A 12773-nucleotide genomic window follows, 5' to 3' on the forward strand; every position below is an offset into this window, starting at 1 on the left:
TGAGCGTACCAGTCGGTATGTGCACGTGTCAGTGGCATGACACCGGACACGTCCGGCGCGGCACGCACATGTCTTGACCCGCCCCGCCGACCGGCCGAGGATCAGGCCATGACGCTCACGCCCGGACACGGCAGCACGGTCGACGGGGTGCTGCGGCGCAGTGCCCGGCGCACTCCGGCGCGCGTCGCGGTGGAGTACCGCGACCGCTCCTGGACCTACGACGAACTCGACACCGCCGTCTCCCGCGCGGCGAGCGTCCTGCTGCACCGGGGACTGGCACCGGGGGACCGGGTCGGCGCCTACGGGCACAACTCCGACGCCTACCTGATCGCCTTCCTGGCCTGCGCCCGTGCGGGCCTGGTGCACGTCCCGGTCAACCAGAACCTGACCGGCGACGACCTCGCCTACCTCATCGACCAGTCCGGCAGCACCCTGGTCCTCACCGACCCCGACCTCGCCGGACGGCTCCCCGACGGCGTCCGCACCCTGCCCCTGCGCGACACCGACGACTCGCTGCTCAGCCTGCTGGCCGAGGCACCCGCGTACGACGGCCCCGAGCCGGGCGGCGAGGACCTGGTGCAACTGCTCTACACCTCGGGCACCACCGCCCTGCCCAAGGGCGCGATGATGACCCACCGGGCGCTGGTGCACGAGTACCTGAGCGCCATCACCGCCCTGGACCTCGCCGCGGGCGACCGCCCCGTGCACGCGCTCCCGCTCTACCACTCCGCGCAGATGCACGTCTTCCTGCTGCCCTACCTCGCCGTCGGCGCGACGAACGTCGTCCTCGACGCACCGGACGGCGACCGGCTGTTCGACCTGATCGAAGCCGGCCGAGTGGACAGCCTGTTCGCCCCGCCCACGGTGTGGATCGCCCTGGCCAACCGCGCCGACTTCACCACCCGCGACCTCGGCGGCCTGCGCAAGGCCTACTACGGGGCGTCGATCATGCCCGTGCCCGTCCTGGAGCGGCTGCGCGACCGCCTCCCTCACCTCGCCTTCTACAACTGCTTCGGCCAGAGCGAGATCGGCCCCCTCGCCACCGTCCTCGGACCCGACGAACACGCGGGCCGGATGGACTCCTGCGGCCGGCCCGTCCTGTTCGTCGACGCGCGGGTGGTCGACGAGAACGGCAAGGACGCGCCCGACGGCACCCCCGGCGAAGTCGTCTACCGCTCCCCGCAGTTGTGCGAGGGCTACTGGGACAAGCCCGAGGAGACGGAAGCGGCCTTCCGTGACGGTTGGTTCCACTCCGGCGACCTCGCCGTGCGGGACGCGGACGGGTACTTCACGATCGTCGACCGGGTCAAGGACGTCATCAACTCCGGTGGCGTACTGGTCGCCTCCCGCCAGGTGGAGGACGCCCTCTACACACACGAGGCCGTCGCCGAGGCCGCCGTTGTCGGCCTGCCCGACGAGCGCTGGATCGAGGCCGTCACGGCGATCGTCGTGACGCGCACAGAGGTCACGGAGGGCGAACTGATCGCCCACGCCCGCGAGAAGCTCACCGCGTTCAAGGCGCCCAAGCGCGTGCTGTTCGTGGACGCACTGCCCCGCAACGCCAGCGGGAAGATCCTCAAACGCGAGCTGCGGGACCGGTTCGCCGGTTCCTAGGGCCGCGGCCAGCCGGTCCTCCGCCGTCGCCGGCATGCCCAGCGCCCTGGGGGTGACGGCGATCAGGGCGAGACGCGCCACGCGTGCCGGGTGCACCGGCCCGGTCCTCGTCCTCGCCGGTGAGCTCGACGGAGGTCCCCCGGCCGGAACTCGCCCGCCGCTGCGCCGACGCCCTCCCGCACGCCGAGCTCGCCGTCCAGCCCGGTGCCGGGCACTGTCCGTGGCTGGACGATCCGCGGGCGTTCGTACGGCGTGTCGGGGCGTTCCTCGGTCAACCGCGGCGCCGATCTTCCGAAAGGCACCCGTCATGTGGCCTGTCGGCGGTCGGACCCGATCGCTAGGCTGGCCGCGGACGACGAATCGGGAGGAGCACCGACGTGGCCGAGAGCACCACCCACCAGCGCTCGCTCAAGGGCTGGGACAAGCCGGAGCTGGACCTCAGCAACGCGCAGTGGCAGTCCAGCAGCCGGGGCCTGGGGGATGTCCAGATCGCCTTTGTCGAGGGGTTCATCGCGATGCGGAACAGCGGCAGCCCGGAAAGCCCCTCTCTGATCTTCACCCCCGCGGAATGGGGCGCGTTCGTGTCGGGAGCGCGGGAAGGGGAGTTCGACCTCACGTGAGCCACCGGCCGGGGAGGTGAACCGGCCCGGGGTGGGGCCGTCCGTTGCGTCCGGTCCGTCCGGCCGATCCGGGGGTGTTCCGCCCGTTTTTCCGGACACGCGACCATGAGCGCCCTCGCGGAGGCGACGCCTGAGCGACGCTGACGCCGGGAGGGACAAGGTCGTACCCCGGAGGTGAGGAACCCATGAGCACCACCAGCCTGCCGGTCGTCGCGGCGGTCGACGGTTCGGACGACAGCCTGCGCGCCCTGGACTGGGCCCTCGACGCCGCCCACCGGCGCGAGGCACCGCTGCGGGTGGTGCACGTGCGCCAGTACGCCGCCTGGGCACAGGCCGACGTCCTGGTCGCGGGCCCGCCCGACACGGGCGAGGACCCGGTGCTCGACCAGGCCCGCGCCCACCTTCAGGGGCGGTCCTTCGGGGTCGCGACGGAGTACGTCGGCATGGAGGGCGTGCCGGGCGCCGTGCTCCCGGAACTGGGCGCCGACGCCCAGGCGCTGGTGCTCGGCTCCCGGGGCCGCGGCGGCTTCGCGAGCCTGCTGCTCGGCTCCAACGGCCTCGCCGCGGCCCGCGACGCCGAGTGCCCCGTCGTCGTGGTGCCCCGTCCCGGCCGCGAGGTCCACGGCGAGCCACCGGCCGAACCCGGCCCGCGGGTGGTCGTCGGCCTGCACGTGGACAGCCCCGACGACGCCACGCTGTCCTTCGCCTTCACCGAGGCCGCCCTGCGCGGCGCCCGGCTCCAGGTGGTCGCCGCCTACCCGTGGCCGGTGCAGACCTGGGCCGCCGCGGGCCAGATGATGCCCCTGGTGATCGACGAGGTGTCCGTCGAGACCGAGACCCGGGTCCTGGCCGACGGCTTCCTCGCCCCTTACCGGGGACGCCACCCCGACGTCCGGGTCGAGACGAACGTCGCACCCGGCGACGCCGCCGGACACCTCGTCGCGGCCTCCCGGGACGCGGAGCTGGTCGTCGTCGGCCGCCATCGCCGCCGCCTGCTGGCCCCCGCCCGCATGATGGGCTCCGTCACCCACGCCGTCCTGCTGCACGCGGCGGCCCCGATCGCGGTGGTACCACCGGCTCCGCCGGAGGACTGAGGGCGCCGTCCGCGCCGGGACCTCCGAAGCCCCGCGCCGTTCGCGGCAACGGCGGGCGCCCGACGGCCACGCGGTCGGAGAGGACGCCGCGCTGTCGGTCCTGGGGGACGTCCGGATGGCGGGGCGCCGGGGTGTCGTCGGCCGCGCGTCCGACTTCGACGGCCCGGACGGACCCCGCGACGGCCACGCGGTCGGTGAAGCCCGGACGGAGGCGCGCCAAGGTGTCACGGGCCAGAGTGCGTCGCCGGCCGCGCGTCCACCTTCGACGCCCCGTGCGAGCCCCGTCACGGCCACCTCCGAGGCCCCGCGCGCCCGCCCCCGGCACGACGCACCCGGCCTCCGGTGGAACCCGGCGTGCCTATCATCGGGCGCATGCAGGACTCGCCCCGCAGGGACACCCGGATCGCCCTCGACCTCGCGCTGACCGTCCGGCACGACGGGCGCGGCGGGGTCGTCGACGACCTGGCCGATGTCGCAGGGCTCGGCGCCTGGGTGCGGGCCCACCCAGACACCGTGCCGGACGCCGAGCGCTTCGCCGCCGACGCCCCGGCCCTGGCCGCCGTCCGCGAGGTGCGGTCCGCCGCCCGCGCCCTCTTCGCACGCGCCGTACGCCCCGGCGAACCGAGTCCCGCCGACGCCGCCCGCCTGCTCCCCGTCCCCGAGGCCCTGCGGTGCCTGAACACGGCAGCCGCGCGCACCCCCATCGTCCCCGTCCTGGACTGGCCCGACGCAGACGCAGACGCAGACGCCGACGCACCCGTCGTGCGCGCCCGGCCCGCGGCCGGTGCCCGGCCCGACCTCGCGGCGGCCCTCGCGCAGGCGGTGATCGGCTTCCTGACGGGCCCCGACCGGCAGCGGCTGCGGGCCTGTCACGCACCGCGCTGCGTGCGCTACTTCCTCAAGGAGCACCCCCGCCAGGAATGGTGCAGGCCGTCCTGCGGCAACCGGGCCCGGGTGGCCCGCCACCACGAACGGCAGAAGCGGACCGCGTAGCCCGACCGGGTACCCGCCCGCACGCCGTTCGCACGGTCCGGCCACGTACCATGGCGGCATGTCGTTCCTCCGCCGCCGCAGCGCAACGCCCGCCGGGCCCGACTTCGACGTACTGGCCATGGACCCGGGCGACTGGCCCGGGAATCTGGGCGCCGGACTGCTGCCCGCGCCCGACGGCAGCTGTCAGGGCGTCTTCCTGCGCTACGACCTGTTCGGCGGCCGCGGCCCCGCGATGATCATCGGCAACCTTCCGGAGGGCTCCCCGGCCCGCGAGGTCCCCGAGGGGGAGATCCCGTTCGAGGTGGCCCAGCTGCTGCTGGCCCTGGAGAACGACGAGGAGGTCACCGTCGTCGGCGCCGAGGACGTACCGGTGATGCAGGGCGACAACCTGCTGATCGTGCGCCGCCTCAAGCTCTCCGAGAGCCGGATCTCCTGCGTGCAGTTCGACCGCAGCGACAGCGTCCTGGTGACCATCGCCGCGTGGGACCGCCCCATCACCGACGACCTGTACGCCCTGCTGAAGCCGCTCCCGGCGGAGCTTTTCCAGCAGGGCTGACCGGCTACTTCCCCACGGCCCGGAGCGTGACGTCGGCGGCGCGCACGTACGCGACCCGGTGGCCGTACTGGATCTCGTAGTACTGGTCCTCGCCGACCACCACCCGGTGGGAGGCGTCGTCGAAGGTGGCCGCGTAGTAGTACTCGCCCGGCACCTTCTCCCCGACCACGTACTTCTGCCCCGCCGGCAGCCGGTACGGCAGCGGTGACACGGCCTGGGCGGGCACCCCCGCCGGGTAGGCGGCCTTCTCCGGGTACGCGCGGCCGTACACCGGGACGCTCGCCAGGCCCTTCTTCGGTGTGATCACCCGGCCCGAGGCGGGCACCACGACCGGGTTCTTCTTCGGGTTGTGGAACCAGGCCTTCTGGCCCAGGTACCAGATGGCCGTCCAGTCGCCCCACCGGTCGGCCACCGCGTACTGCTGGCCCGTGGAGACCCGCGACGACAGGTCGTTCACCCCGGTCGTCGGGGTGGTGCCCAGGCCGACGTCCCTGATCAGGGGCGCGTTCACATCGTGGTCGGAGTACAGCCGCACCTCGCTGGAGCCGTGCGCCGCGCACGGCTCGCCCTTGGTCTCACAGCCGGTGTACCCCGGGCGGTTCGTGTCGTAGTCGGGGCGGATCGTCACCAGGTCTGACTTCTTGCCGGCGGTCGGCTCGAAGGGGCTGCCGAGCAGCTGGAAGTAGTGCCGCCAGTCCCAGTACGGGCCCGGGTCGGTGTGCATGCCCGGGATCGTGGCGGTGGTCGTGCCCGGGACGTTGCCGTGGCCGAGGATGTGCTGCCGGTCCAGCGGGATGTCGTACTTCTTCGCCAGGTACTTCACCAGCCGCGCCGACGACCGGTACATCGCCTCCGTGTACCAGGCGTCCGGATCCGCCAGGAAACCCTCGTGCTCCAGGCCGATCGACTTCGCGTTGACGTACCAGTTGCCCGCGTGCCAGGCCACGTCCTTCGCCTTCACATGCTGCGCGATGTGACCGTCGGTGGAGCGGAGCGTGTAGTTCCAGGAGACGTAGGTCGGGTCCTGCACCATCCGGAGGACCCCGTTCCAGGCGCCCTCCGTGTCGTGCACGACGATGTACCGGATGCGCTGGGAGGCGGGCCGGTTCCCCAGGTCGTGGTTGCCGTAGTCGCCGTCCCCGAACTCCTCGTACGGTGCCGGGATCCACTCGCAGGACACCGACTTCGGGCACTCGGTGCCGGCCGCCGAAGCGGCACGCAGGCCGGTGCCTCCGAGCTGCGCGACGTCGGGGGCCACGTCGGGACGGGCGGTCAGCGCGACCCGCTGCCCGGCGTCCGTGGTCCGCTGCTCGCCGGTGCGGATCACCTCGTACACGTCGTTGGCGTACGCCGCCGCCGTCGCGGAGTCCTCCGCGCCCGAGAAACGGGCGACCGCCGCGTACCAGTCCGCCGGGTCCGCGCTGAGCGGCTCGCCCACGGCCCGCTGGGCGGCGGCGAGCAGCGCGGCGCCCCCGGACACGTTCGCGGCCGGGTCGGTGCGCAGCGCCGCGGGGCTCAGCCCGGTCAGCTCCGCCGCCTTCGGCAGCGTGGTCAGCCGGGCCGGCAACTCGGTGGGCAGCGCGGCGTCGGACGGGGGATGCAGCGGGGCGCGGGAGTCGTCGCCGCGCGGGTCCTCGGTGCCGTCGCTGTGGTGGGACGCCCCGGCCAGTGCCGTGCGGGCGTCGGTGAGGTGCATCGGGCCGTAGCCGCCGGTCACGCTCGGCGCACCGTCGTGCGCGTCCCAGCGGGACTGGAGGTAGGAGACGCCGAGCAGCACGCTCTGCGGCACGTGGTACTCGGCCGCTGCCGCGGCGAACGCCCGCTGGAGGCGGTCCGGGGCGGGCGGTGCGGCGGACGGCCCGGCGGCGGACGGTGCCGCGCCGAGCAGCGGCAGCAGCAGTGCCGCCGTGGCCAGGGCGGGCACGGTGGGGGATCCTCGCAAAGCGGCCTCCTGTGACGGTCGGGCGGAGCGGGACGTGCGGGGCCGGGCGTGGGTCAGTGGTACCCGGCGGTCCGACGATCCGTCAATCATGCCGTCGGCATGGTGATTTCCCACGTCAGTGAGGGGTCGGGCGAGTTTCGTGGCGGCGGCTCACGGGCCTGCGCGGCGTCAGTGGCGTACACCAGTGGCCCCGCGCCGAGGCAGGACGCACAAAAGTCCGCGGTGCGCCCCTGGGGAGCGCACCGCGGACCGTCGTCCCGTCCGTCAGCGCGTGCCGACCGCCGCGCGCACGGCCCTTCGGGCCATCTGGCAGTCGTCGTGCAGCCGCCGCAGCAGCAGCCGCTGCTCCTCGCCGGACGGCGCGGCGCCCGGGTGGACCGCCGTCGGCGGGGTCGGGGCCGTGTCGTGCATCGACCGCTGCACGGCCGTCTCGTACGTGCGGATCTCCCGGGTCAGCACGAGCATCAGATTCACCAGGAACGCGTCGCGCGCGGCCGGTCCCGCCGACTGGGCGAGCTGGCTGATCTGGCGGCGCGCCACCGGGGCGTCACCCAGCACCGCCCACAGGGTCGCCAGGTCGTAGCCGGGGAGATACCAGCCCGCGTGCTCCCAGTCCACCAGCACCGGACCGGCCGGGGACATCAGGATGTTGGACAGCAGCGCGTCACCGTGGCAGAACTGCCCCATGCCCTGGCGCCCGGCCGCGTGCGCGATGCCGTGCAGCAGCTTCTGCAGGTCACCCAGGTCCCGGTCGGTGAGCAGGCCCAGCTCGTGGTACCGGGAGATCCGGGCCGCGTAGTCCAGCGGGGCGTCGAAGGTGCCGGCCGGCGGGCGCCAGGCGTTGAGCCGGCAGATCGCGCCGAGCGCGGCCCTGATGTCCGCCCGCGGCGGAGCCTCCAGCGGGTGCCGCTGCAGCGCCGCCACCCGTCCCGGCATCCGCTCGATCACCAGCGTGCAGTTGTCCGGATCCGCTGCGATCAGCCTCGGCACCCGCACCGGGGGGCGGTGCCGGACGAACGAGCGGTATGCCCCTATCTCGTGCCGGATCCGCTCCGCCCAGGCGGGGGAGTGGTCCAGTAAACACTTGGCGACCGCGGTGCTGCGCCCGGTCGTACCGACCAGGAGCACGGACCGCCCGCTGCGGCGCAGCACCTGCACCGGGGCGAACTCCGGGCAGATCCGGTGCACGGAGGCGATCGCCGTGCGCAGTTGGGCGCCCTGCGGGCCGGACAGGTCGATTCTCCCGCTGAGCGGTTGGGTGCCGGGTCCCGCGCCGCGCCGCGCCCTGCTCGCCCCGAGCACCGGGGCCGCCGGACGCGCGGGGGCGAGGTAGGGGCCGCCGCCCGCCGCCGGGCGGGGGTGAAGCGATCGCTGCGGGGCGGACACGGAGGACGATGCTGCGTACATGGGCGAGACAGATCCCTTCGTGTGCCTGCTGTGCCTGCCGGAAGTGCGGTGCCCGACCGTTTCGTCGTGGCGTACGGAGGGCGCGCCTTCTTTTAAGCCTTCGCGCCACCCGCCCGGCCGCCCGGGGCCACCCTGGGGAGTAACCCCACGGCAACCGGGTCGGGGTGGCGCTTTCCTACCTGACACCCGTCCGCCCGTGGCACACCATCTGGCGCACCCTGGCGAACGGTGGCGAATAGTCGCCCGGCAACCGGCACGGGGCTACTGTCAACTCAGCCGAGAACCTGGGGGCTTGACGTGAGCGGAGAACCCAACACCCGTCTGTCGGACCTGTTCGGCCTGGCCGGCTGGTCCAAGGGCGAGCTCGCGAGGCTGGTCAACCGGCAGGCGGCGGCCATGGGCCACCCCCAGCTGGCGACCGACACCTCGCGGGTGCGGCGGTGGATCGACATGGGAGAGATCCCGCGCGATCCGGTGCCGCGGGTGCTGGCGGTTCTGTTCACCGAGCGTCTCGGCCGTGTCGTGACCATCGAGGACCTCGGTCTGGTCCGGCACGGGCGCGCGGGGAAACGGCAGGGCGGCGGGAGCGAGGAGCATCCCGACGGAGTGCCGTGGGCGCCCGAGCGGACCGCGGCGGTCCTCACCGAATTCACGGGAATGGACCTCATGCTCAACCGACGCGGCTTGGTGGGCGCGGGCGCCGCGCTCGCCGCGGGCTCCGCACTCAGCAGCGCCATGCACGACTGGCTGCACACCGACCCGGCCCTGGCTGCCGACGCACCCGACCTCCGCCACCCCCTGCACGCCGACCCCGCCGGGTTCGACCGCTACGAGGCCGCCCCCATCGGGTCCCAGGAAGTGGAGGAACTGGAGCGCTCGGTCGAAGTGTTCCGTGCCTGGGACGCCGCCCGTGGCGGCGGGCTCCAGCGCAAGGCCGTGGTGGGCCAGCTCAACGAGGTGGGCGGCATGCTCGCCTACCACCACCCACCCCATCTCCAGCGGCGCCTGTGGGGCGTCGCAGCCAACCTCGCCGTCCTCGCGGGCTGGATGTCGCACGACGTCGGCCTGGAGCCCACGGCCCAGAAGTACTTCGTCATCGCCGCCCACGCCGCGCGCGAGGGCGGCGACCGTCCCCGGGCCGGCGAGGCGCTCTCCCGGGCGGCCCGCCAGATGGTGCACCTGGGCCGGCCGGACGACGCGCTGGACCTGATGAAGCTCGCCACGTCCGGTTCCGGCGAGCGGCTGCTGCCGCGCACCCAGGCGATGTTCCACACCATCGAGGCGTGGGCGCAGGCGTCGATGGGCAAGGGCCAGGCGATGCGCCGCACCCTCGGGCGGGCCGAGGACCTGTTCGTCTCCGACCGGAACGACACCGAGCCGCCGGACTGGATGCAGACCTTCAAGGACGAGGATCTGTACGGCATGACGGCGCTCGCCTACCGCACGCTGGCCGAGTTCGACCCGGGCGCCGCGGCGCACGCCCAGCACTACGCCGAGAAGGCGCTGGAACTGAGGATCGACGGCCGCGAGCGGTCCAAGATCTTCGACCATCTGTCCATGGCCTCGGCCTGCTTCATCGCGGACGACCCGGAACAGGCGGACCGCTATGCCCGGTTGGCCCTGATGTCGATGGGCTCCAACTCCTCCCAGCGGACCTGGGACCGGCTCCGCCAGATGTACCGGCTCACCGCCCAGTACGCCGGTTACCCGAAGATCCAGGAGCTGCGGGAGGAGATCGAACTGGCGCTGCCGAAAGGCAAGTCGGCGGCCAAGTCGGCCAAGCCGGGCCGGGGAAAGGGCAGGGGCGGCAACATCGCTCCTGCGTAGACCCCGACACGCTCCCTACGGTGTCACCCGGGCCACCAGCAGGCAGGCGGCCGCCTCCTGCCCGGGGCACTCGCAGATTCCCTCCGTCACGATCCGTACGCCGTCCTGTGCGGAGTCCGCCTCGGTCAGGCGGGGTGCCAGCGCGAGAAGGTGCCGCACGGCTGCCGGCCCGAGTCCGCCGGTGTGCAGGAGCAGGAGGTCGCCGGCTTCGAGGGTCGCCTCGGCCTGCCCGGCCAGCCCGCGCCCCGTCCCCCTGCGGAACAGCAGTGGGGCGGGGCGTCCGGCGTGGGCCCATGTCAGGGTGCGGGTGTCGGGCCGGTAGGCGCAGTACACGGCGCCGCGCACGGGCGGCAGGGTGGTGGCCTCGAGTAACCGGGCGAGCCCGTCCGGGAGTTGCGCGGGGCGCGTGCCCGCCCGGGCCAGGCCGCGCAGGGCACCGATCAGCAGCGCCGGCGCCTGCGCGGTCTCGGCGTCCGGGCGGGTGAGGTCGCCGACGCTGAGCAGTGTCTCGTCGCCGCCGAGTGGGCAGGCGTCGTACCAGCCGCCGCCCCCGGGTGCGTGGGCCGTCGACGGCAGGTATGCGGCGGCCAGGTCCAGGCCCGGCCGCCCCAGGTGCGGGAACCGCAGGAGGCCGTGCCAGGGCGGCGGCACGGCTTCCCGCGGTTCGACCGCGGCCCGTCGCTCGCTGCCCGCGGACAGCGGATGGCGGCGGAGCGAGTCACGGGTCTCGCTCACCGCCCGCTGACTGCGCCGCAGTTCGCTGACGTCCCGCAGTACCGCCCACATCGAGGCGGTACTGCCGTCGGCGTCGAGCACGGGCTCGCCCATCATGTGCACGGTCCGCACGGTGTCGTCGGGGCGCACGATGCGGAACTCCCCGTCGATCGGCCGGGCGTCGACGAGGCAGCCCGTGACCATCGCGGTCAGCTTGGGCCGGTCCTCGGCGAGCACCACGGACGGGAGTTCGTCGAGACTGAGCGGGACGGACGCGGGGTCGCGGCCGAGGATCTGGAAGAGCTCCCCGGACCACTCGGCCTCGTCCGTCAGCAGGTTCCACTCTGCGCTGCCGACCCGGCTGAGCAGCGAACCGGGCCGTGGCGCGGGCGCCGGGCCGTCCCGCAGCTGCGCCAGATGCTCGTCCAGGTCGCTGAGCTGGTGCAGCGCCAGGTCGTACAGCGCACGCTGCCAGCGTCCGCGGGCGTCCGTGCCGTCGTCCTCGCTGTCCCGCCGCACCGCGTCCACATCGCCCCGCAGTCGCCGCGCCTGCGATATCAGCGCCTCGACCGAGCCGCGCCCCGGCGGCTGGGCGGCTGGGCGGTCCGCGGAGAGAGGGGACGACATGACGCACTCCGATGTGCAGACGGTACGACCAAGGCGGAACCGAGGCTGGCGGAAGGACCGTTACGACTGTTGCACAGCCCGCGACGCCCCGTAAGGGATTCGGCCACACACGTTACGGTGGTGCTCCCGGCATATGCCACAGTCTTCCCGGAGTGACTTCCGTGCGCGGACCGGGTACGCGCCCCGACGGTCAAGTCGTAGCGTTCGTACGTGACTTGACGGTCGTCGCAGCCCGATGGGGTCGTCGCGCTGGTGTTCGCCGAACCTGTGTTCTGGAACTGGTCTATGCCGGGTTGCTCAGGGCCGGCCGGGGCGCCAGGTCGACGGGTGCGCGGGCGCCCGTCTCCAGCGCCCGGACGCCGGCTTCGGCGACCGCGGAGGCGGCGTACCCGTCCCAGGTGTCCGGACCGGTGACCCGGCCCTGCCGGGTGGCGTCGACCCAGATCTGCACCTCGCGGTCATAGGCGTCCGCGAACCGTACGAGGTAGTCCTGCGCCACCTCCTCCCGGGCACCGCCCGCCGCCGTCACCACCATGGTGTGCGCCCGGCCGATCCGGGCGCTGCCCGCCTCGCAGACGGCCTCGCAGCGGACCTCGTAGCCGAAGCCGCAGTTGACGAAGACCTCGACGTCGACGACGGCCCCGCCCTCGGTCTCGAAGAGCACGAACTGCGGGTCGGACAGCCCCTCGGGCGCGCCCGCGGACGGCCGCGGCCGCAGCACGGTCACCGCGGTCAGCTCCTGACCCAGCAGCCAGCGGGCCGCGTCGATCTCGTGCGAGACGGAGCTGTTGACCAGCATCGCGGACGTGAAGTGCTGCGGGGAGGAGACGTTGCGGTGGACGCAGTGCAGCATCAGCGGCCGGCCCAGACGCCCGCTGTCCAGCAGCGACTTCAGCTGCCGGTACTCGGCGTCGTACCGCCGCATGAACCCGATCTGCGCCAGCCTCCGGCCGAGCCGCGCCTCCGCCTCCACCACGCGCAGCGCGCCCGCGGAGTCCGGCACCATGGGCTTCTCGCACAGCACCGGCAGCCCCCGCGCGAACGCGGCCAGCAGCGCCTCCTCGTGCGCCTCGCCGGGCGAGGCGACCAGGACCGCCTCGACGCCCGGCGCGTCGAGCGCGGCCTCGACGTCCGTGTGCACCACCACCCCGTCGATCCCGCCCACGGCCTCCTTGGCCCGCTCGGCGTCGGGGTCCGCGACGGCGGCGACCCTGGCGCCGCTCACCACCCGATCGAGGCGCCTTATGTGGTCGGCGCCCATGTGTCCCGCGCCCAGGACCGCCACACCCAGAAGTTCGCTCACGCTCCGCCGGCTCCTTCCCCGTCCCCGCGCACCCGCGAGGGCGGGTACGTGTACCGGGAACAGGGTTTCATGGTCG

General features: G+C 73.7%; 10 protein-coding genes and 1 pseudogene. 7 read left to right on the forward strand and 4 right to left on the reverse strand.

All coding sequences use genetic code 11. The annotated features are described in order from the left end of the window. The first annotated feature begins 108 nt into the window (after window positions 1-108). The 6 genes and pseudogenes from ACIGO6_RS34355 to ACIGO6_RS34380 all read left to right on the forward strand — a co-directional run bounded on the left by ACIGO6_RS34355 (window position 109) and on the right by ACIGO6_RS34380 (window position 4877). Entirely contained in the window at window positions 109-1614 is a 1506-nt protein-coding gene (locus ACIGO6_RS34355; protein ID WP_399883256.1) for an acyl-CoA synthetase, read from the forward strand. A gap of 76 nt (window positions 1615-1690) precedes the next feature. Next, window positions 1691-1955, forward strand: a pseudogene (locus tag ACIGO6_RS34360) (alpha/beta fold hydrolase); the annotation flags it as partial. Window positions 1956-1991: 36 nt separating this feature from the next. After that, window positions 1992-2234 carry a DUF397 domain-containing protein gene (locus tag ACIGO6_RS34365; RefSeq protein ID WP_399883258.1) on the forward strand — a complete coding sequence of 81 codons (243 nt, stop codon included), beginning with the start codon at window positions 1992-1994 and terminating at the stop codon, window positions 2232-2234. Between the two features lie 185 nt (window positions 2235-2419). Next, window positions 2420-3328, forward strand: a complete 909-nt coding sequence (locus tag ACIGO6_RS34370) for a universal stress protein (protein WP_399883260.1) — start codon at window positions 2420-2422, stop codon at window positions 3326-3328. A 372-nt stretch (window positions 3329-3700) separates the two neighbouring features. Next, the gene (locus tag ACIGO6_RS34375) at window positions 3701-4321 is read left to right on the forward strand and encodes a CGNR zinc finger domain-containing protein (RefSeq protein WP_399883262.1); all 621 of its coding nucleotides are present in this window, start codon (window positions 3701-3703) and stop codon (window positions 4319-4321) included. Window positions 4322-4379: 58 nt separating this feature from the next. After that, window positions 4380-4877, forward strand: a complete 498-nt coding sequence (locus ACIGO6_RS34380; protein WP_399883264.1) for a hypothetical protein — start codon at window positions 4380-4382, stop codon at window positions 4875-4877. Between the two features lie 4 nt (window positions 4878-4881). On the opposite strand, the gene ACIGO6_RS34385 is transcribed toward ACIGO6_RS34380, so the two are convergent. Both ACIGO6_RS34385 and ACIGO6_RS34390 read right to left on the reverse strand, forming a co-directional pair. Further along, complete coding sequence (locus ACIGO6_RS34385; protein WP_399883430.1) at window positions 4882-6801, reverse strand: N-acetylmuramoyl-L-alanine amidase; 1920 nt, start codon at window positions 6799-6801, stop codon at window positions 4882-4884. A gap of 282 nt (window positions 6802-7083) precedes the next feature. After that, window positions 7084-8226 carry an aminoglycoside phosphotransferase family protein gene (locus ACIGO6_RS34390; RefSeq protein WP_399883266.1) on the reverse strand — a complete coding sequence of 381 codons (1143 nt, stop codon included), beginning with the start codon at window positions 8224-8226 and terminating at the stop codon, window positions 7084-7086. A gap of 297 nt (window positions 8227-8523) precedes the next feature. Between ACIGO6_RS34390 and ACIGO6_RS34395 the strand changes: the two genes are divergently transcribed. Beyond that, complete coding sequence (locus ACIGO6_RS34395) at window positions 8524-10053, forward strand: hypothetical protein (RefSeq protein WP_399883268.1); 1530 nt, start codon at window positions 8524-8526, stop codon at window positions 10051-10053. 15 nt (window positions 10054-10068) lie between these two features. Here the strand turns inward: ACIGO6_RS34395 and ACIGO6_RS34400 are convergent, their stop codons facing one another. Next, window positions 10069-11394: a SpoIIE family protein phosphatase gene (locus ACIGO6_RS34400; protein WP_399883270.1), complete on the reverse strand. Its 1326-nt coding sequence runs from the start codon at window positions 11392-11394 to the stop codon at window positions 10069-10071. 283 nt (window positions 11395-11677) lie between these two features. Beyond that, window positions 11678-12697: a Gfo/Idh/MocA family protein gene (locus tag ACIGO6_RS34405; RefSeq protein WP_399883272.1), complete on the reverse strand. Its 1020-nt coding sequence runs from the start codon at window positions 12695-12697 to the stop codon at window positions 11678-11680. Between the last annotated feature and the right edge of the window lie 76 nt (window positions 12698-12773).

It is taken from the genome of Streptomyces sp. NPDC053750 (genome assembly GCF_044544295.1).
GTDB lineage: Bacteria > Actinomycetota > Actinomycetes > Streptomycetales > Streptomycetaceae > Streptomyces.